This window comes from Trebonia kvetii, assembly GCF_007827045.1.
Classification (GTDB): domain Bacteria; phylum Actinomycetota; class Actinomycetes; order Streptosporangiales; family Streptosporangiaceae; genus Trebonia; species Trebonia kvetii.
The window spans coordinates 367,212-388,060 of the sequence record NZ_RPFW01000002.1 but is presented as its reverse complement, the minus strand read 5'-3'; the positions used below and the strand labels follow the sequence as shown (position 1 = coordinate 388,060).

The window sequence follows — 20,849 nt, the reverse complement described above, 5'->3', positions numbered from 1 at the left end:
TCTTCCGGGGAAACGTGTGGGGTCGTCACGGTTCCCTGCCGGGGAAAGCGATGCCTGCTTCCTTGACGAGAGTGTGACGGGCGTGGATATTCGGACGGGAGCCACTATCCGCCCGGGACCGCCTCACGTCACTTTCATAACAGGCTTCCGGCGCACGGCTGCTATCGTTGGCGGCCGGAGGGTAGTTCCGATGAGCGATTCCCATAGCAACCCGCTCTCTGAGCCGGAGACTATACATGCCCGGATCGCCGCGGCTCTGTCGCCGCTTATAAACCCAGGACTGACTTCGGAGTTCCAGATCCCTGCCTATGCTCGCCGGCACTTGCCAGAACACGCGGCCGCCGGGCATTGCTTGAATGAGCGTATCATCCATCACGCAAGCCTCCCTTACCTGGACGTAGCGACCCTCAGGGAAGTGCCGTCAACGGCCGGGCTGGGCCTTATGCCGCTGATCCGCAAAATCGCCCACGCGTGGTCGTGGGACCAGCCGGGAAGGAACGCCGCTGCATTGCGGTTTATCGCGGCGGCAGAGCAATACGACATCAGGGAATCCGATCTGCAGACTGCGTGGCGCGTGGCCTGGGCCAAGTCGTCCGGCCCCAGCGAGATCCTTGCCAGGATCGACTCCTTCGTGTCGCTCGACGCAACCAGGCTGAACGGCAGGATCGCCGTCGTAACGGCCGCCCGGCCGGGCCGGGTTGACCTGTGGGATGTTCCTAGCGGCCAGCCGGACCGATTGCGCTACCGGTCAGCCGACGTCAGCGTGATCGCAGCCGGCCCGGCCCCCGACGGCAGCGCCTTCGTGAGCGTCGGCAGCGAAGGCGGCAGCATCCGGTCCTGGCAGGTGCGGCGTCCCGGCCCGCGTCACGCGTCGTCGCCCGCTGTGGTCCGGGAGCTTGAGCCGTGCGACGTCGGGGACGCAGTCTCGGCTCTGGCCGTGACGAGCGTCCTTGGCCGGCCGTGCGTTGTGGCAGGGCTGGCTAACGGTTATGTATCTCTCCTGGACCTCTCCTCGGGCACGCTGCTCGAGCACCGCCAGCTGCACGATGGCCCGGTCACCGGGATCAGTCCCGTTCTGCTCTCCGGCGGCGTGCCCGCGGCTGTTTCCGTCAGCGTGCGCGGGACGATCCAGCTCTCGCACCTGCGCGAGCGACTGGACCCGGTGGTGCCCGTGTTCCGTTCCGGCAACAACGCCATCAGGGCGGTCGCCACCGTGCAAATGAAGGGCGGCAGGGTAGTGGCGGCCACGGCAGGCGACGGCGGGTCGCTCAGACTCTGGGACCTCCCTCCGGAAGCCCCGGCGAGCAGGCAGGTGCCAGGCTACGACCAGGACATCACCGCCCTGGCCGCCGTGGCCGGCCCGGAGAGTCAGCTGCTTGCCACCGGCGACAGTCATGGGCGCCTGTGCGTCGTGGACCCCTACACGGCGAGGATCGTGCACGGTCCTGTGGAAGGCCACCGCACCCGCATCACCGGGCTCACCTTCGCTGATACGAAGGACGGCCGTTCGATCACTGTCAGCGGCGGGGATGACGGAACCGTGCGCAGCTGGGATCTGGCCGGCGGTATTCCGGCGTATCCGCCGGCCGTCGGCCCGGCCATGGGCGAGACCGCAGGACGGCACGACCACGCGCGTCCGCCGGCGCCGCCCATCCGGCTGTGGCGGCTGGACGACGGCCTGGAACTGGGACCGGACGCGGGGGCGCACTCCCACCGAATGGCCGCGGTCGCTACTGTCCGTCTCGCGGACGGCACCGCAGTCGCGGTGACCGACGCGGGCACCCATCCGCAACTGGGCGCCGTTCACGGCTCGATCATGTCGATGGCGACGGCCACCCTGCCGGGGAAACGGGTCGTGGCGGTCTCGGCGAGCACCGACGACCGCATTACCTTCTGGGACCTGACCCCCTGCCCCGACCGTCCTCCGCGAGCGAGCGGCACAGTCTTGCATCCTGGCGTCACGTCGGTGGTCACCGCCGTGTGCGCCGACGGGCGGCCGGTGGCTGTCAGCGCCGGGCGCGGCCGGGCTCTGAAGGTCTGGGACATCCAGCGACTTGAGCCCTTCGGGCAGGAGCTGCTCAGGCACTCAGGAACGGTGACCGCGCTGGCGAGTGCCATGGCACCTGGTCGTCCGGCCATCGTGGTAAGCGGGAGCGCGGATACCACCCTGCGGACCTGGGACGTGGACGCCGGACAGCCGTTCGGCCCTACTGTGCACGGGCACAAGCGGCTGATCACCGCCGTCGCGGCTGCCTACGCCGGCGACAGGCTCGTCGCGGTCACCGCCTGCCGGGAAGACGCCGTGGCCCGGGCCTGGGACCTGCTCGCGCCGGACCCGAGCCCCCTCGAGTTCGCCGGGCATGACGGTCCGGTGACCGCCGTCGCCATCGGCGGTCCTCCGGACCGCCGGGTCGTGGTGACCGGAAGCGACGACCAGACTTTGAGGGTGTGGGATCTGAGGTCGGCGGATCCCCTACTTGACCCGATGCCGATTCCAGGGACGGTGCGGGCAATCTCCTGCTTCGACGCGCCCGATCCCGGAGTCCTCATCGCGGGGGACGACGTGCTGGCGGTGGTGCGCTGGAAGCTGAAATGATGTTCGCGAAAGCCGCTTAACCTTTAGTCGTATCGTGACACATGTACAGGAACATTTGGAGCGAGCGATAAAGAGAAAAGACAGTTCTGTGAGTTGTCGCGAACGCACCCAATTCGGCCGCGAGATAACGTAACCCGCGTGCCTGTGCTACGATAGAACTCGAATAAGGCGACCCATATCCGGTCAATTTCAGGCCTACGGGACCAGGGGTCGCCCGCGAAGCAAGTCGGCAAAGGAAACGTATGGAGAATATATCGACAGACCTGGCTGGCGATCTAGGAATCAGCACTTTCCATACCAGAATGGATAACGGGGAGCTGCGATACCGGCTAGTCGCCAAGGATGGGAGCTCCTACGTCAGGACCGAGGCGTCCGCCGAGAGCGGATGGCAAAACAGCCATTATCACAAGAGCGTGCTCGAAACTTACATCGTGCAAGACCGGTGGCTTGCCTTCGCTGAGCTTGACGGAGATGGCATCCGGCTGTGGATTATGCGGCAGGGAGATGTCTATACGACCAGACCAGGGGTCTCCCATAACGTTTACCTTCCGGCTTATGCGGTCACTCATGTCGTAAAGCACGGCGGCGACGGTCGTGGTGATGACTGGTTTGGCGACCCGTTCCTCGATTCCAAGACGAAGGATCTATCGGAGGAGCAGATCCTTGCCAATTGCTGATGCAGCGATGAACGGACAGTTATTCGGGACTCAAGTCTTGTGAGTGAAGTGGATGCCTCGCCGCCGCCTCCTCCGCGGCCAGGTTTCTCTTTCAGGTTGCCTGGCGCCGCCACACTCCGTTGCCAGATTCAATACCGCGTTGTCGCCGGCTCGTACTGTCTGGCTGGAGCCGTAACAGGACAATGTCCGGTTCACCCCGCCCGCCTTGCCGGGCTGGACCGTTAGCATCCCTCCATGACGACGACCGCGGAGAACGGCGGCACCTTCTGCCGGATGGTCGAGGCCCGGTCACGCGAGCACCGCGACGCTCTGCGGGTCGCCCTCGACAACGGCTGGCTGGCAATCGCCGGCAGTGTGCTGAGAATGGAAGTGGATTCCATGATCCGGCTGATCTGGATCCTCCGCCATCCAGACACGAGGGAGCAGATCCTCGCGTCCTGCGTTGCTGGCGGGGGATTCAGGGCAGGACCAAGGCGCATCAGCGACCGCGAAATGGCAGCGGAGGCCGGCCGCGAGGAAGGCTGGGTGCAAGCCGTGTACAGGTTCGGAAACACGTTCGTGCACCTGACCAACGCGCATGACTATGCCGTTCTCGACCCGTTCCAGGCGTACGAAGACCGCGGGGAAGTCATCGAGTTCCTCAACCGATACCACCGGGGCAAGGTCCCGGGCGGGCCGGTTGATGACAGCTCTTCGCTGGGCGATATCGCCGCGTACGCGCCTCACGTGCTGGAAAAGATCACTGCCAACCTGGACGAATATGCGAGCGCTCTGCGGGAGGAGTGCGCCAAGGGCTAGGCGGTGCACAGGCACGGGTTGGATGTAAGGCAGCCACCCCAGGCCGCGATGAAGCAAGCGGTCGCTGCTGCCGGGTCGCCGTCAGAGGAGGCTGAGCAGGCCGCCTGTTGCTTCCTGGCGGACCAGCGCGTCGCGCTCGTCAGCGCTCAGCCACCGGACGGCGGAACCCGCCGGTCCCCGCTCCACCCACAGGACGTCCTCGACGGCCTCGGCGACCGCGTGCAGGTGGCTGATAACGGCCACCAGCTTGTCGCCGCCCGTCTCCGCCTGCAGGACGGCAAGCGCGCCGGCGAGCGAGTCGACGTCCAGGGAGGCGAACCCTTCGTCAAGGAAGAGCGCGCCGAGCCGCGGGCCTGAGCGGCTGTGCAGTTCGACGAGTGCCAGGGACAGGGCAAGGGAGGCCAGGAAGGTCTCCCCGCCGGAAAGGGTCTTCGGGCTGCGGACGGCCTGGCTGCGGCGGCTGGCGACGTGGAAATCCTCGGTGAATCCGAACTCGCCGGCGGACAGGGTGCCGAACTTTTCGCTGGCGACCGCGAGCAGAGCGCGGGTGCGCCTGTCAGTGAGGTATCTCAGGAACTTGCCGTCTGCCAGGAGCCCGCGCAGCGTCTCGACCGCGCTCAGCCGGGCCTTGCCGTCCCGCAGAGCCGCATCGAGGCTGGCTGCCTGCTGTACCTGGCCTTCCGCAGTCGCCTGGTTCTTGCGGTGCCGGCTGGCATCATCGCGTGCGGTTGTCTGCCCCGATACCAGCGCGTCGAGGGATGACGGCTCGAGAAGCCCGTCACCTTCGGGAAGGGCGATGACGGGAAGGCCGGACTTGCCGGCTTTGAGCCGGCCGGCTGCCCGGTGAAGTTTCACCAGCTGGGTGCCGGCATCGCCGGCGGCGGCTTCGGCTGCCTGCGAAAGGCTGGCGATCACGGCCTTGTCTGCTTGCGCGAGCGCGCCAGCGTAGCTCGTGATCGCATCGACGCTGCCGGCGGCGGATCTGGCGGGCACGGAAATGACACTGGAATTCCCGTGGCACGCGCGGACAGCTTCCTCTACCGCGTCCTGCCAGCGTTGCAGGTAAATTGCGATCGAGTGAAGCGGGCCGGAGACTTCCCTGCGCCGTCGCTGTTCAAGCCGCCGCAGTGTTGCGGAAAGGTCCTCGAGCTCGCCGATTGCCTGATTGCGCAGCCGGCTGAGCTCCGCTACCTTCTCCTGCTGCACGGTGACGGCATGGCGTGCCTGCCGGGCGTGTTCCGAGGTGATGCACAGCACCTCACCGGGAAGCATCTGCCTCAGCGCGGCAGGCAGGGCTGTCAGCTCTTGAGCGGTGACGTCCAGCGTGTTCCGGTGCCGTTCCCGGGCGGACGGAACTGCGGCCAGTTTCTTCTGGTGGCTTTCCTGCCGCACGGAAATCGCGTGGGCTTCCGCGCCCGCCTCGGCTTTCGCCTCGCCTGCTTTCTCGCCGGCGAGCATGGCTGCGGAGTTGAACTGCCGCTCGGCCTCGGCGGCCGCGCTGAGGAGCTGGGCGAGGAGCCTGCCGAGCAGTTCGTCTTGTTCCTCTTCGGCAGTCCCGGCCAGCCGGATGCAAGCCGTATCCAGCGCCTGCTCGAATGCCGGTTCTCCCGCCGAGCTGGCCTGAGCGGACGGCTTGCGCTGCTCAAGGGCCTGCATGCGGTCGACGGCGGCTTTCCGGGCCTGCTCCAGACGGTTCCTTGCGGCCTGGGTGTCCGACTGGCGGGCAGCGTGGGCTCGCTGCGCGCTGTCGGCCTTTGCCCGGGCGGCCGCGAGCTGGTCTCTCGCCTGGCCGTGCGCCTTCTTCATGTTGTTCACGGAAAGCTGGGCTGCGCTCAGCGCCTCCGCATCAGATGGCGCGGGGGGCTGGTAGCCGGCGGGCAGGGGCCTGACGCATACCGGGCAGGGCTCGCCGGGTGCCAGGTGCGCGCCCGCCGCGTGAGCGGCGTCTTGGCTGAGGACCCTGGCGAGGTGGTCCTCGGCTGACTGCACCTCGGCAGCGGCCGCATTTGCGGCCGTTTCGAAGCCAGTGATGCTGCTCGCGAAATCGCTCGCCTGGCTGAGGGCCGCCTCCTCCTCGCGCTGCGCTTTGCCGGCGCCGGCGGCCCGGTGCATGGCCGTGCGGGCCGCCTCTTCCGCGCTGCGGCGGGCATCGCGGTATTCCTGATGCTCCGCGCTGGCGTCGGCATGGGCCTTTGCCAGCGTTCCGGCGGCAGACTGCAGGCCGACGAGCCTGGCCCGCATCTCGGCCAGCTGCCCAGCCTCGCACGACAGGCCCGCCTCGTCCGCGTTAAGCTGCCCGTGCTCTTCGAGCAGGGCGGCGACCCTGCCCGGGAGAGCGTCCAGGACGGTTGCCGCGGAGGCCAGTGATTCCGGGGTGAAACCCTCCAGTGAGGCGGCCGCGAGTTGCCCGTCAGCTGCGCCGCGCTGGACGGCCCACTGTGCTTGCGCCTGCGCTGCGGATGCCTCCAAGCCGGCCAGCTCCGTGTCGGCGGCAGAGATCCCGGCCAGCTCGGCGGCGGCGTCTCGCGTTTCGCGTTGCTCGAGCTTGTCCAGGGCGTCGCTGATTGCCGTGTGCCGCCGGCGGGAGGCGGATGCTTCTGCCCGGAGCGTGCGGAGCGTACCGAGCGCCAGTCCTAGCTCATCGGCGATCCTGGTTGCCTCGGCGGCCTTCGCCGCTTCAAGGACGGCCGTGCCTGCAGGGTCGGCCAGAAGGTCGCGCCGGGCCAGTTCGGCCCTGTGGAGCAGGCCGGTGAGCTGTTCACGGTGCTGGGCGGCGCGGTCTCTCACGGTTTCGATGACCTGGACGCCGAAGATGCTCCGGAGCAGCACGGTGCGCTCAGTGCCCGATGCGGTCAGCAGCCGGTCGAACTTCCCCTGCGGGAGCAGGACGGCACTCGCGAAGCTGCCGAAGCTGAGCTGGAGCAGCGCCACGATTTTGGCGTCAACTGCTCTCTTGCCGTCGGTCTGCTCATGGGTGTCAAGGTTCTCCAGCAGGTGGCTGCTGGGCGTGGTGTTGGCGTGATACACACGGCGGACGCGCCAGCGCTCCCCGTCGTGGGCGAAGGTGAGGTCAACAGTCATCTGGACGGCGCCCTCGGCCATGAGTTCCCGGTGCTCGCCGCTGGCCCAGGTGCAGTTGCCGTACAGCGCCAGGCTGATCGCTTCCAGGACGGTGGACTTCCCGGCCCCGGTGTCCCCGACGATCGCGATGAGCCTCTTGCCCGTGAGATCCAGCGGCCCGACCGGCCCGGGGTAGCTCCGGATCCCGGAAAAGGACAGTTGCAGCGGTCTCATGCCTGCTCCCCGGCGGCGGCGAGCGCCGGACCGGCCTGCGCGGCCGGACCCCGCGGGATGAGGATTGCCCTGTCCTGGTTTCCGGCGGAGGCGCCTTCGAGGAGCTCCAGCAGCCGAGCTTCCTCACCGAAGATTGCCGGGTTCTCCATGCTCGCGTCGGCGAGCAGCGCGTTGAATGTCCCGAGGATGTCGCCGGCAACCGAGCCGGCGGGGATGTTGCCCGCCAGGTAGTCGCGGAACAGGTCCTGCAGGTCCGGTTCCCGGCCTTCCGCGTCGCTCCGTTCCAGGACTGCCACCTGGGAAGAGGCGCATCTGGGCTCGATGGCAACAAACGCTGCCTGCGGCGCCGCTTCCCTGGCTGCGGCGGCGAGATCAGGGATGGGGTCCTCGCTGACGATGACGGCGCGGACGAACGCGTCGCCGATTCCTGCAGCACTGGCGCGCAGTTCCTCGAGGGTCCCGGTAAAGTCCGCGAGGCGGCGTCCAGCGTGCAGCGGGATCACCTCGACGCGGACGGGCCGGCCCGGGTCAGCGTCAACGATGACGACGCTCTTCTCTTCCCCGGCTTCGCCGAAGTCGAGCTGCAGCGGGCTGCCCGCGTAACGGGCAGCTATCGCCCCGCCGGCGACGGCCTGAGGGCGGTGAATATGGCCCAGCGCTGCATAGCTGACCTGGGGGAGCGCGTCAGCCTCGGTCAGGTACGTGTCGCTGATGTCGACGGGCCGTTCGGTGTAGGAGGGAACGGCGCCCTGCACGTACAGATGCGCGGCCAGGACCGGCACGTCCCGGTCCGGATCGCTGCCTGCAAGCAGGCCGCGCTGGAGCTCTGCCTGCACCGCGCGCATCCGGTGCGCGTAGCCGCGGGTGGCCGGGGCCGGGCCCGCGAACTCGTCCAGGAACCTGTTCTGGTGGATGAACGGCAGCGCGGCCAGCCGGACACGCTGCTCCCCGCCGCGCGCGGGGTAGTCCAGGATGCCCCCGTCGCGGGGGAGCCGGAGGCGGGTGACGAACTTCAGCCCCGGCACGCCGTCGCGGCCCGACGGCGCCGCGAACGCCGACACCGCGAAGTCCAGCGCCTCCAGCAGCGCCGGCGAGTCGTGGTTGCCCGCCACCACCACCACGGGCGCGATCTCCGCCAGTTCCCGCAGCACGCGCAGGCACCGGTAAAGGTCAGCGGCGCCCGGCCGGTAGGAATCGAAAAGGTCTCCCGAATGGACGATGAGGTCAGGGCTCGACTCCCTGGCTATGGCGATGATCTCCGCCAGTACCGCGTCGAAGTCTTCATCCCGGGACCGCTGCCTTACTGTCCGTCCCAGATGCCAGTCAGATGTGTGCAGCAAGCGCATCAGCAGGCCTCCCCCCGCTCATGAACCCGGCAGCCCGGAACACCGGGCCCGTCTCCCGGCACACCATACACCCGAAACTCTGGAACGTGTCAGGAAAACTCTGGAACCTCTGGTAGGGTCTGCTGCCATGCAGGAACCACTTGACGCCCTGGAGAACCGGATCGCCGAGCTCCGCCGCGCTGTCCGCGGCGCGCTCGCCGACCGTGACCAGGAACGGGTCCGCGAGCTGAGATCAGAACTACGGCGCGCCGAGCGGTCATGGGACGCGCTCGTCACCCCGCCCGAACGGCCGGAAGAAGACCGGCAGGGGCTGGCGTCGCTCCTTCCGGTCCGCGAGCAGGTACACCAGTCGCTGACGCTGATCGGCGTCGCGGCGGCGCCCAAACTGGTCAGTGCGGTGCACTCCGCGTTCTTCGGCGGCCCGCTGGCCCCTACCGGGCTGGCGAGCCTGCGCCGCGACGAGGAAAGGTCCTACCGGTCGGCGCCCGCGGCCCGCCCGTACTACCTGTGCCCTGCCCTCACCTCAGACCTGCTCTCGCCCGCCCGGGCGCTGGCGTGCATCAGCATCTGGCCGCTCGAACAGCGGATTATCGGCCCGCTCAGCCCCCGGGTGGACTTCCTGACCGCGGCGGTCCGCATCGCCGACGCAACCGCCGCCCTCTTCAATGCGGGCGCTGCCAGCGCGGAAGCCGAGCGCCTGCTGCGCCGGTTCGCCGTCAACATCCCCGGTGCGGGGCCCGCCCGCCCGGGAGAAGCAGTATCACCGGCCGCAGCCGCCGCGGCGGCTGCGGCTGAGCTCGCCATCCACGCAGACCGCGACCGAGACGACCGGACGAACGCGGCGCAGCGCGCGAGGCACCAGCTCGGCGACGCCGACCAGCTTTTCGGAGTACGCCTGACCACCGTGCCGGACACCGGAACGGCCGGGTAACTGCCAAGTAGATGCCTGAATCTTGCCAGGAGGCAGCGTGACCTCAGTAGATGCAAGGCTCGACCAGCTTCGCGGCTCCGTGCCGCCGCTCAGCTACACCGCGCGCACCGTGGCGGCCCTCGCCGCCAATCCCGGCTGCAGCCGCAGGGCGGTCCTGGACGCCGCCGGCGCCGACAAGGCGAAAATCGCAGAGTGCGCCGGGTTTCCTCAGCAATCCGGCGCCTCGCAGTCGCCGTTCGCGCTGCGGCGCGGGGCGGTCTTCGAAGCAGAGGTGAAGTCCGGCGGTGGCGCCGACGTGATCCGCCTGCTGCGCGAGAAAGCCGGCCTGCCGCTTCCCGAGGTGTCCCACGCCGTCCTGGAGGAGGTCGGCGGCAGCGCAGACCTGGAACTCCGCTGGCGTCGCACCCGCGCGCTGCTGCTGCGCGCGGCCCGGCACCCCGACGATGCGGGCACCCTGTACGACCATCCCATGCTGCGGCTGGAAATCGGCGGTCACCGGGCCTACCTGGAGCCGGACGTGATCGCGTTCCAGGCCGCCGGCCGGTTCCACGTCATCGAAGTGAAGTCTTTCGCTCTCATCGACGGCCAGGCCGACGAGGAGAGCGTCCAGGCGGCGGCCTTGCAGGCGGCCGTGTACATCATCGCGCTGCAGGACCTCTTCGCCGCCGAGTCGGTGCCCGCCGGCATCGTTTCCACCGACGCGATCCTGGTCACTCCGGAGGACTTCACGCCCCGGGCCACGGCGGCCTTCCTCGACGTGCGCAAGCAGATCGCCATCCTGCGCCGCCAGCTGGCCCGCATGGCGCGGATCGGCATCCTGCTCGAGGGCCTGCCACCCGGGCTGACCCTGGACCTCCGGCTAGGACCGGACGGGACTCCAGGGCGGCCGCGCAGCGAGATCGCCGCCGCCCTGGAGGCAATCGACGCCAGGTACGTGCCGCGCTGTCTCAAGACCTGCGAACTGGCCGCCTTCTGCCGCGACGAGGCACGCGCCGCCGGCGCCGTCTCCGTCCTCGGAGCGGCTGCGCGCGACGACCTCGGGGGACTGGACACGATCGGCACGGCGCTGGCCCTGGCCCGCGGCACCCGCCAGCCGTCCGCCGACCAGGCCGACATCACCTGGGCGCTGCGCCACGCCATGAGCATCGCCAGCGCGCTGGAAGGCGGGGCGGCATGACCCTGCTCGCCGCCCTGGCGCGCCTGCGGGCTGCCGAAGCCGGGCGTGCCGTTCAGCTGAGCGGGGTACGGCACCGCCGCCTGGCCAGCACGCCGCTCGTCATCATCCCGCTAACGCTCGCCGGAGATCCCGCGACCCCGGTCGCCGTGATGACGGGAACGGCGCGGGGCAGGGGCCAGCTCCTGACCGTAGCCCAGCCGCGCAATCGCAACCTGCGGCTGGCGTTCCTCACCAGCCTGGCGCAGGCCATTCTCGGCTACATCGCCGGCTGGCAGCAGGCGACCGAGGTCGTCCCGGCGTCCAGGAACCGGGAAGCACGCCGCCGCTACGCCCAGGCACCGCAGGTTATCGTCCCCAACCGGGCCGCACGCGACTACCTCGGCCTGCTCGGACGGGCCACGCGGTTCCAGCAGGCCGACGGGCCGTACGCCGCCGGCCCCGCAGTGCCGGCGCTCGGCAAGTGGCTGACGTTCCTGGCCGACAGTGCCGACCATCCTGGCAGCGCCCTGCTCGTCGAGCTCACCGGATTCCTGGCCGAGCACTGGGCGACCGGGCAGAGCCCGCTCGAAGACGCCAACCTGGCTGCCCAGATGGCATGGATCGACCCGCCGGCCGGCATGACCGGCCTGCAGGCTGCCCTGGCTGCCGAAGACCCGCTCCGCTGCCCGCCGGCCGGGCCGGCGACCGACCCGAGCTTCGACCAGGCAGTGCTGGAGCCGCTCGTCCGCTCCTATGACCGGGCCGTCAAGGCCGGCAGCGATACCGGCATGAAACGAGCCGCCGCCGAGATTGAAGACGCCCTCCGGACACAGCTCCAGCTGACGTGGGACGTCGCGTGGAACGCCATCGCGCTCCTGCAGGCCCTGCCTGAGACTTCCGGCGCGGCGCGGCGCTGGGCAGAAGACAGGGACTCCTTCACCAGGTACGGCAGCTACCTCGCCGAAGACGGCCGCCCGCAGCCGCGGCACGACTCTGCAGCCGCCGCGGCGGCCCGCCTGGCCCGCCTCGAGCGCGCACAGGCCGCCTACGACGCGCAACGCGCGATGGAAGACCCCTACATCCTGGCCGGGCTGCGAACCACCGGCGAAGCTTTCGCCGGGCAGGTGATCTCCGCCGATCCGACACGCACGACGCGCGGCGCCTCGGGGCTGCTGCTGCTGCGGCCCCGGTTCACCGTCCGGACCGCAGACCCGGTCCGCATCGGAGCCGAGTGCACGCTGGCCTGCCCGTCGCGCCCGCTCCAGCAGACCAGGATCGCCCAGGTGTCGCGTTCCGGCGAGTCGACGGATGTCACTCTGGAAGTGGTGGCGGGCATGGGCAAGGTCACAAAGCCGACACCGGGCGCCGTGCCTGTGGTCGGGGAGCAGGTCAGCTACACCATCGATCCCGGCTACTGGGCGCCAAGGCAGTTCCCACCTGCCGGGCAGACCCCATGGACCCACGGCGGGCCGCCTGCCCAGGCGGCCGCCGGACTGGCGCAGGTGCCGCGACCGTGACCGAGACCGGACCATCGCAGTACCCGGCCGCCGCCGATGCGGAGAGGGTCTCGGCTGAGGTCATGGCCGATATGGCAGCACCAGGCCAGCGCGGGGTCATCGTGGACTCGCCGCCCGGCGCGGGGAAGAGCACTCTCGTTGTACGTGCCGCAGCCGCCCTGGCCGGCGCCGGCCAGCGCTGCATCATCGTCGCGCAGACCAACAACCAGGTGGACGACCTGACCGTGCGACTCGCCCGGCCAGGAATCGCGCTAGGCAGGCTGACCGCGTCGGACTACAACGTCCCGCCGGCCCTGCTCTCGCTGCCGGGCGTGCAGGTGTCTGACAAGATTGACCGGCTCGGCGGCGCGGCCGTGATCCTCGGCACTGCGGCGAAATGGGCGACCGTGACAGATAGGAGCTGGCCGTGGGCCATCATCGACGAGGCCTACCAGATGCGCTCGGACATGCTCCTGCTGATTGCCGACAAGTTCGAGCGCGGCCTGTTCGTCGGCGACCCGGGACAGCTCGACCCCTTCTCCATCATCGAAACGCAGCGCTGGACGGGACTTCCCTACGATCCGACGCTGAACGCTGTGAGCGTGCTGCAGGCGCACAACCCTGACCTCCCACTTCACCGGCTCCCGGTTTCCTGGCGCCTGCCGGCGTCCGCAGCGCCCGCCATCTCGAGCTCCTTCTACCCGTTCTCCGCCTTTCAGGCTGGCACCGGGCCGGGCGTGCGCCGTCTCGAGTTCACCGCGTCGGGAATGCGCGGCGCCGTCGACGCGACCCTCGATATGGCGGCCGCGGCCGGCTGGGCACTGCACGAGCTGCCCGCCCGGCACACCGTCCGCACCGACGTGGAGGCGGCCGCAGCCGCAGCCGCCCTCGCCGCGCGGCTGATCAGTCGCGGCGCCGTTGCCACGTGCGAACGCGAACCGGGCGGGCGGCCGGTCGGGCCGGACCGCATGGCGATCGGCGTTACCCACCGCGATCAGGCCGACCAGGTCCGCCAGGCACTGGCCCGCGCCGCCCCTGGCATCGCGGCGCAGGTCCGCGTCGACACCGCCAACCGCCTGCAGGGCGCCGAATACGATGTCACCGTCGTTCTCCACCCGCTGTCCGGCAGGCGCGACGCGACCGAATTCCACCTTGAGGCCGGGCGCCTGTGCGTCTTGGCATCCCGCCACCGGCATGCGTGCATCGTCGTAGCCCGGGCCGGAATTGCCGAGCTCCTGGACGCCTACCCGCCGAGTGAGCCGGTCCGCCCTGGTGTCCGCGCCAAGTTCCCTGACGGCTGGGAAGCGAACCAGTCGCTGCTCACCCACCTTTCCGGGCACAAAGTGCGAGCATGAGGGCCGCCCCGCTACCGTGTTCTCGCCTTCGGGGGACCGCCGTGCAATTGAACTCCGGGCAAGGTTCGCTGCAAATTTCAACATGCCGGTTCTTATCGCCGGCACCGGGAAATGTCCGAGGCCGACGGTAACGTCCTTCTAGCAAGCGCTAGTCAATTCAGCGGAGCGCCAATGGAATTCGCGGGCCAGCATCCGGGCCGATGCCGCCCGGGGCCGCATCCGGCTGTCCTCTAGTCCTCGGCTTGAGCAAGGGGCGAAGACATTGAGCGAAATCGCCGGGCGCCTGGCCCAGATCAGGGAGGCGTTCGAACGCCCGACGCTGGCGTTGCTGAGCCGGGGGAAGCGGGGACCTGTCGTCCTGGCGGTACTGATGTCCTCATTTTCGCAGAACCAGGACCCAGTCCCTGCCGAGCAGCTTCATGCGCAGGTCAGGACCTACCTAGCAGAGCTGGCCGCAGCGGGCGAGGAAGTCCCGGATGATCCGCCGCGGGTGCTGTGCCGCCGCTGGGTCAAGGAGCAGTGGCTAGTGCTGGCGGCAAATGAGGATCACGTGGAGGAGTACGCGCTGACGTCACACGCGCAGGAGGCAATCGACTACGTCAAGCGGCTCTCAGGTGACCGGTCGATGTTCAGCCAGTCGCGCATCAAGACAATCCTTGACGCAGCCCGCCGCTGCGCGAATGATGCCAACCCGGACCGGGAGGAGCGGGTACGGCGCCTTGATGACGAAATCCGGCGCCTTACGGCAGAGCGGGACCGCATTTGCGGCGGCGGCGAGATCGAGATCGCCCCGGATGACCGGGTCCTGGAGGAGTACCTGAATCTCCGGGACCTGATCGCGCAGCTGCCGGCTGACTTCCTGCGCGTCTCTGAGGCCGTGAAGGCGATCCAGCGGGTGATCGTCGGCGAGTTCCGTGCTGAGGGCCGGCGCGCGGGCCACGTGCTTGACCTGTACCTGGAAAGATCCTCCGACCTCATGACAGAGTCGGCCGAGGGCCGGGCGTTCGTCGGTGCCGTTGAACTGCTGCGTGACGACCGGCTGCTGAAGGAACTTCGAGACGACCTCAAGACCATCCTCGAGCACCCGTTCGCGGTCGCCGTAACCCCGGCCGAGGCCAGGGACTTCCGCAACACCGTCATCGCGGTACGCCACGGAATGGGCATCGTGCAGGAGCAGCGAAGGCGCCTGTCGGCGACATTGCGGGCGCACATCGCGCGGCATGATGCGCTGCGCGAGCGGGAACTGGACGAGGCCCTGCGCCGCTGCAGGTCGGAGCTGGCCTCCTGGATGGAGAAATCCGGGCCCCGGTCCCGGGCCGGCATCGCCCTCGACCTGCCGTCGCTTGAGGTCGCCCATCTGCGGCAGCGGTTCTACAACCCCGGCGACCACATTCCGCCGCTGCCGCTGGCTGACACGCAGGCTGAGGCGGCGGACCCCACGTCACTTGAGGAGCTGCGCAGGCAGGGCGGCCCGGATCTCGGTGCCCTCCGCGAGCTGGTGACCGCCGCCGTACAGGAACTCGAAGCCGTGTCCGCCGGCGAGGTCTTCGCATCGGCCGAGGCCGGCCTCAGAAGGCCCGTGGAAGTATTCGGCCTCCTTCACATCGCCGCAGCGACGGGGGCGAAGGAGCTCCGCGACTCTGGCGAGGCCGATCTCTTCGAGGCCGTGCGGCCGGACGGGACCCGGCGCTCTTTCACCACCACCCGGACAGTGTTCACGCACGAGCAGCTGGGTGCGCTGGAAGCCCACGACCTGGACCGGCAGTCATGACTGACGACACCGCCGCGCCGCGCGGCGACACAGCCGGCAACCCGCAGCGAGACGATGACGGCCTGTGGGAGGACAACGGGACCTCCCTATTCGAGGGCGACTGCGGGCAATTGGCCCAGGAGGTGCGCCGCGCGCTGGTCGCCATCCTCAAGCGGCGCTACATATCCGCGGAACGGGAGCCGGACGTATGGCGCGTGATGACGGAAAACCGCACCTTGCTGGAAAGTCGGCTCAACGACATGTTCCTCCAGCTGGTCGTGGACCGGGACTACGGCGTCGCCTATAAACGCCAGGCCATCCCGGACGGCGGCGGGGCCTACCCCACCCTGCTTCATAATCTCGCCTACACCAGGGAGCAGACCGTGCTCATGGTCCACCTCCGCGGCCTGTTCCGGAGCGCCACCAGCGCCGGGGAAGAGGCGGTCTTCGTGGACGGCCGCGAGCTCGCCGACGAGGCTGCGAACTACTTGCCGGCCAGCACGACCAACCACGTTGAGGCGCAGCGCGCCGCTGAGCGCGCCGTCGATGCACTGGCGAAGAGCGACATCCTGCTGGAGACCGCGGAGCGGGGACGTTACCGGATCTCCCCGATCATCGAGGTGCTGCTCCCTGTTGGCAGGCTTGTGGAGCTGGCCGAGTCCCTTGCCCGTCAGAACGCAGGTCCTTCCGAGGTCCCGGCGACGGCCGGGAGAGTGGCGGATGAGGAGGTCACGGCGTGACGGTAACACAGCAGGCCAGCCATGCGGTTCCGGCTGGCGGCACGCGCGGCCGGACGCAGCAGTGGCTCGCCGAGTCGCTGCAGCTGGTGAACTGGGGCGGCTTCGAGGGCCACCACCGGGTGACCTTCGCCGACACCGCGACGCTGCTCACCGGCGGGAGCGGCACCGGCAAGTCGACGCTGCTGGATGCGAACATCGCGCTGATGATGGACAGCAGCACGCCGTTCAACGGCGCGTCTAACGACAACGTCATGGGACGGGCCCGGGGAGCGGAACAGCGCAGCATCCTGTCGTACATGCGGGGCAAGACCGATGCCAGCCGCGAATCTGGAACAGGTCGCCTCCGCGACGACGTGCTGCGCGGCAGCGGCGCCGCGACCTGGTCCGGGATCGCGATGACCTGGCGGAGTGACGCGGGGGAGCGGTTCACCGCCCTGCGCATGTACTACGCGCCGGTAAGCGCGCAGGCAATCGGAGATGTAGTCAAGCGGCTGGCCACGATCAGGGACGCTCTTGACCTTTCCGAGGTCGCAGAGTTCGCCGCCCAGCAGTTCCCGGAACGCGCCATGGAGCGCAGGTTCCCCGGGCTTGCGTTCGAGGCTTCCTACCACGCGTTCGCCGCCACCCTGCACGCCCGGTTGGGGATCGGAGCCAACGGCGACGGGGCCAAGGCGCTCAAACTTCTCGCCCGCATCCAGGGAGGCCGCCAGTTCGTCACCGTCGACACCCTGTACAAGGAGATGGTGCTCGAGGAGCCGGCGACCTTCGCGGCCGCGGACCGGGCGGTAGAGCACTTCGACGACATCCAGACCGCCTACAACACCATGAAGACAGCCGAGCAGCAGGTTGAGGTTCTTGAGGCCGTTCCCGGCATCCACCAAGCGATGACTGCCGCGATCGCTGAGGCGGAACTCATTGACACCTTCCGCATCAGCGACCCTCCGGGAGCGGCAACGCCCTTCACCCGGTGGCAGTGCCGCGCCGAGGACGTCCTGCTGCGCGAGGCAGCCGCTGCCAACCGCACCGAACACGAAGTGGCCGCAGGCACGGCCAAGGCCGCGCGCACCAAGCGGGCCGAACTGAAGGCCAGGATCTCCGACCTGCAGGAACAGCAGCGGCTCAGCGGCGGAGACGCGCTCGAGGCCGCAGAGCGCAGGCTGGCGAAGCTTCACGACGACCTGACCGCCGCCAGGGCTGAGCGAGCAGATTTCGACGCGCGAACCGAACCGCTGGGGCGCCATCCCGAGACCAGCGAGCAGTTCGAAGCCCTGCGCCGGTCCAGCGAGGCTTTCCTGGCAGCGTTCCCCGCCAGGAAGACCGAGCTCCGGGAACTGCGCGACCAGACCATCAGGGACGCCCAGCCGCTCCTGACGGAACGCGGCAATCTCCAGCGGGAAACCGACTCGCTGGCAGGCAGGCACGGACTGGTGCCCCACGACCTGCATGCCGCCCGGCTCGCGGCTGCCGCGGCCATGGGACTTACGCCTGACAACCTGCCGTTTGTCGCGGAACTCATCGACATGCAGCCCCAGTTCGAGGAATGGCGGACTGCAGCCGAACTCGCGCTCGCCGGGTTCGCGCTCACCATGCTCGTCGACCAGGACCTGCTGCCGCAACTGCGGCGGCGCATCGACTCGCGCGAGATGCGCAGGCGGCTCCGCTTCGAGGGAGTCCCTCTCCGCCAGGAAATCCGCCGCCTGCCGGACACTGCCGTCCTCCCCGGCAGGCTCGCGTACCGCCAGGGCCCGTTCACCGGGTGGCTCACCAACACGCTCACGGCGAAGTTCGGCTTCACCTGCGTCGGCTCCGCAGCCGAACTCGACTCGGCCGGCCTCGGCCTGACCGTCGCCGGGCAGACCCGGGACGGACAGCGGGGCGCCCACGGAGGACATGGCGCCCCGCACGTCATCGGGTTCTCCAACGAGGGACGGATCCGCCAGATAGCCGAGCGCATCACGGTCATCGACAACAGCCTCACCTGGCTCCAGCGCGTAGCGAACGGCTACGAAAACCAGGAAGCAGCCCTCGATGGCGAGCGCGACGGCCACATGCACGTCACGGCGACGACCTGGGCCCGGATCGACGTCCGGTCAGTTGAGGAAGCCATCAATGAGCAGTCCGCTGTCCTGGAGCGTCTGCTTGCCGACAACGACATCCTCCAAGGACTCAAACGGCTCGAGACGAAGGCTCAGGAGGAACTCGACCAGACCGAGCCGGGCATGTACGCGGCCGAGAAACGGCTGAAGGAACTCGATGAGGAACACGTGCAGCTTCTCCGGGAGGCCGACGGGAATGGCGCCCAGCTCCGCCAGCTCGAAAGCGACCCGTCGGCCGGTCTCACACCCGAGCAGGGCGCACGGCTGCGCGCCGAGTATGAGCGGACCGGCCAGCCGTGGAGTCTCCGCGAATTCCGCCTCGCCATTCCCAGGGTCAGGCACGCCCTCGCCGAGCAGGCCAGCCGGATCCGCAGGGAAGCCGATCACCAGGCGAACCTGCTGTCCGTGGTGTTCCAGCGATTCCAGGACCGCTGGGAACGACCCAACCTCGGCACGAGCGCTGACTCCTATGACGGCTACCGCGAGATACTCGACCATCTGGTGGCCGACGGGCTGCACGAGCGGCGGGTGAAGTTCAGCCGCCAGGTCAGCGACTGGACAGGCGTCGACCTGCTGGCACTGCACGGAGCGTACGAGGAGTCCGTCGAGGAGATCGAGACCCGCCTCGTGCCGGTCAACGAGATCCTCGCCAGCCTCCCCTTCGGCCCGGACCGGGACAGGCTCTGCATCAACCTGCGGCGCACCGAGTCCAGGGATATCGCCCAGTTCCGCAGGGAACTGAAAACGCTCGCATCCGACACCACCCAGCTTCGCGACGGCCGGGAAATAGAAGCCCGGTTCGCCCGGCTGAAGCGCTTCATCGACCTCATCCGCAAATCCGACAAGATGACACAGCGGGAGTACCTTATCGACGTACGCCGCCATGTCGAGATCGACGCGGAACGCCGCGACCTGCAGGGACGCCAGCTCAGCGTCTACACCAGCATCGGCGGCAAATCCGGCGGAGAGTCCCAGGAACTCGTCGCGTTCATCGTCGGCGCCGCGCTGCGCTACCAGCTGGGAGACGCCGACCTCGCCCGGCCCCGGTACGCGCCGGTGTTTCTCGACGAGGGATTCGTCAAGTCCGACGCTGAATTCACGGGCCGCGCCGTGCGGGCATGGCAGGCTCTCGGCTTCCAGCTGATCATCGGCGCCCCGCTCGACAAAGTCACCGGCATAGAGCCCTACATGGACGAGCTGTACCAGGTGACGAAGAACAACAGGAAGCACTCCCACATCCGGAAAATCCATCCCGTCACCGCTGCCGGCACGGAGCCGGGCCGGCCGTGAAGACACCCGCGCAGGTAGCCGCCGAGGTTAGGGCGCGCCTGGAAAAACGGTGGCACCTGGCGATCGCCGCGCCGTCCCGCGCGGACTGGCCGTTCCGCTGCGCCCTGGGAGCGCCCGCAGGGGGAGCGCTGGAAGCCGACTTCCAGCGCGCCCGTGCCTGGGCGCGCAACTGGGAAGACTGGGCGTCAGCCAACGATGCCGTCATCGACTGGCGCACGCGGCTCGTCCGGGGCACCACCCAGCCCATGCCGAGCCACGTCGAGATCCGCGACATCAACGCCGCGGCCCGGATCGCCGGGCAGGAATGGCCTGCGCGCATTGCCCGGGGGCGACACCGGCTGATGCGGGTCAGAGAGGGGTTCCCGCAAGCTGACCATGCCGCGATCATCCGCGCAGCAGACTCCCTGCCGGACGCCGATTTCACCCTCCTCCTGGAGGCGGCACAGTGGTTCGCCTGTAACAGCGCCGCCGGACTCACTCCCCGGCAGGTTCCCCTGCCGGGGTTCCACGGCAAGTGGCTGAACGCCAACCAGGCACTTATCCGCACCCTGACCGGCAGAGACGACCTGGGCTTGAACCGCCGCCCGACCCGGGTGCATTTCACGTACCTCGACCCCGAGCACCGCGCCGCCGGGCGAAGACATCACGAGAGCCTCACCATCGGCGACACCGCCGAGCCGGCCTACCAGCCGGAAGTAACCGTCATCCTGGAGAACAAGGACACGGCCGTCTATTTTCCCCCGGTCCCCATGGGGATATCGGTTGAGGGGGAAGGAGGGAAAGCGCCAGGCGCCATCCCGCTTATCCCATGGATAAGGAACTGCCCGCACGTCATCTACTGGGGCGATATCGACGCGGCCGGGCTGGCCATCGTCAACGACCTGCGCAGCGCGGGGATCGAGGCCGACACGATCCTGATGGACTACTGCACGTACGAGGCCTATGAGCAGTACGGCGCCTGGACTGACGAGAAGGGACGGCCCGTCCCGTGCGCGGCCAGGCGGAACCTCACGTTGCTGACCCCGGACGAGCACGATCTCTACCTCCGCCTCACCGACCCCGCATGGACGAGGGTGCGCCGCGTCGAGCAGGAACGGATACCGCTCGGCCTGGCCGCCCAGCGGCTCGCATCATGCATCGAAACCCAGCGCAGGACCGGCCTACGCCGGACCGGAAGTGCCTGAGCGGGCAGGCGGGAGCGTCCCGAGCGTTACCTGCCTTCAGCTCGGCTGGTACCAGGTCGGACAAGAAAGCCCTGCGACGGGTAAACAGTTCGCTGGCGCGTGAGGGGCGACTGTCGATGCGGTTCCGCTCCGTCGGGGCA

Annotated in this window: 13 protein-coding genes; 11 read left to right on the top strand and 2 right to left on the bottom strand. The window is 68.8% G+C overall.

Annotation, left to right across the window (positions count from 1 at the left end):
* The first annotated feature begins 415 nt into the window (after window positions 1-415).
* The 3 genes from EAS64_RS10490 (at window position 416) to EAS64_RS10480 (ending at window position 4,071) form a co-directional block, all read left to right on the top strand.
* Window positions 416-2,596 carry a WD40 repeat domain-containing protein gene (locus EAS64_RS10490; RefSeq protein ID WP_187365826.1) on the top strand — a complete coding sequence of 727 codons (2,181 nt, stop codon included), beginning with the start codon at window positions 416-418 and terminating at the stop codon, window positions 2,594-2,596.
* Between the two features lie 413 nt (window positions 2,597-3,009).
* The gene (locus EAS64_RS10485; protein ID WP_145852745.1) at window positions 3,010-3,273 is read left to right on the top strand and encodes a hypothetical protein; all 264 of its coding nucleotides are present in this window, start codon (window positions 3,010-3,012) and stop codon (window positions 3,271-3,273) included.
* Between the two features lie 234 nt (window positions 3,274-3,507).
* Window positions 3,508-4,071, top strand: a complete 564-nt coding sequence (locus tag EAS64_RS10480) for a hypothetical protein (protein WP_145852744.1) — start codon at window positions 3,508-3,510, stop codon at window positions 4,069-4,071.
* Window positions 4,072-4,152: 81 nt separating this feature from the next.
* Here the strand turns inward: EAS64_RS10480 and EAS64_RS10475 are convergent, their stop codons facing one another.
* Both EAS64_RS10475 and EAS64_RS10470 read right to left on the bottom strand, forming a co-directional pair.
* Window positions 4,153-7,365, bottom strand: coding sequence for an AAA family ATPase (locus EAS64_RS10475; RefSeq protein ID WP_145852743.1), 3,213 nt, complete (start codon window positions 7,363-7,365; stop codon window positions 4,153-4,155).
* Window positions 7,362-8,711 carry a metallophosphoesterase family protein gene (locus tag EAS64_RS10470; RefSeq protein ID WP_145852742.1) on the bottom strand — a complete coding sequence of 450 codons (1,350 nt, stop codon included), beginning with the start codon at window positions 8,709-8,711 and terminating at the stop codon, window positions 7,362-7,364. The genes EAS64_RS10475 and EAS64_RS10470 overlap by 4 nt, the downstream gene beginning before the upstream one ends.
* 127 nt (window positions 8,712-8,838) lie before the next feature.
* On the opposite strand from EAS64_RS10470, the gene EAS64_RS10465 reads away from it, so the two are divergent.
* The 8 genes from EAS64_RS10465 to EAS64_RS10430 all read left to right on the top strand — a co-directional run bounded on the left by EAS64_RS10465 (window position 8,839) and on the right by EAS64_RS10430 (window position 20,709).
* Window positions 8,839-9,642, top strand: a complete 804-nt coding sequence (locus tag EAS64_RS10465) for a serine/threonine-protein kinase (RefSeq protein ID WP_145852741.1) — start codon at window positions 8,839-8,841, stop codon at window positions 9,640-9,642.
* Between the two features lie 37 nt (window positions 9,643-9,679).
* Window positions 9,680-10,819 (top strand): hypothetical protein, encoded by a 1,140-nt coding sequence (locus EAS64_RS10460; RefSeq protein ID WP_145852740.1) that lies wholly within the window; start codon window positions 9,680-9,682, stop codon window positions 10,817-10,819.
* Window positions 10,816-12,315 carry a hypothetical protein gene (locus EAS64_RS10455; protein ID WP_145852739.1) on the top strand — a complete coding sequence of 500 codons (1,500 nt, stop codon included), beginning with the start codon at window positions 10,816-10,818 and terminating at the stop codon, window positions 12,313-12,315. Before EAS64_RS10460 ends, EAS64_RS10455 begins: the two co-directional genes overlap by 4 nt.
* Window positions 12,312-13,649, top strand: a complete 1,338-nt coding sequence (locus tag EAS64_RS10450; protein WP_246115620.1) for an AAA family ATPase — start codon at window positions 12,312-12,314, stop codon at window positions 13,647-13,649. The genes EAS64_RS10455 and EAS64_RS10450 overlap by 4 nt, the downstream gene beginning before the upstream one ends.
* Before the next feature lie 262 nt (window positions 13,650-13,911).
* Window positions 13,912-15,420: a DUF3375 domain-containing protein gene (locus EAS64_RS10445; protein ID WP_187365825.1), complete on the top strand. Its 1,509-nt coding sequence runs from the start codon at window positions 13,912-13,914 to the stop codon at window positions 15,418-15,420.
* On the top strand, window positions 15,417-16,139 hold the full coding sequence (locus EAS64_RS10440; protein ID WP_145852736.1) for a DUF4194 domain-containing protein: 723 nt from the start codon (window positions 15,417-15,419) through the stop codon (window positions 16,137-16,139). Before EAS64_RS10445 ends, EAS64_RS10440 begins: the two co-directional genes overlap by 4 nt.
* A complete protein-coding gene (locus EAS64_RS10435) occupies window positions 16,136-19,525 on the top strand; it encodes an ATP-binding protein (RefSeq protein ID WP_145852735.1) in 3,390 nt (1,129 codons plus the stop codon). Before EAS64_RS10440 ends, EAS64_RS10435 begins: the two co-directional genes overlap by 4 nt.
* Window positions 19,522-20,709, top strand: a complete 1,188-nt coding sequence (locus EAS64_RS10430) for a Wadjet anti-phage system protein JetD domain-containing protein (protein WP_187365824.1) — start codon at window positions 19,522-19,524, stop codon at window positions 20,707-20,709. The genes EAS64_RS10435 and EAS64_RS10430 overlap by 4 nt, the downstream gene beginning before the upstream one ends.
* Window positions 20,710-20,849 lie beyond the last annotated feature (140 nt).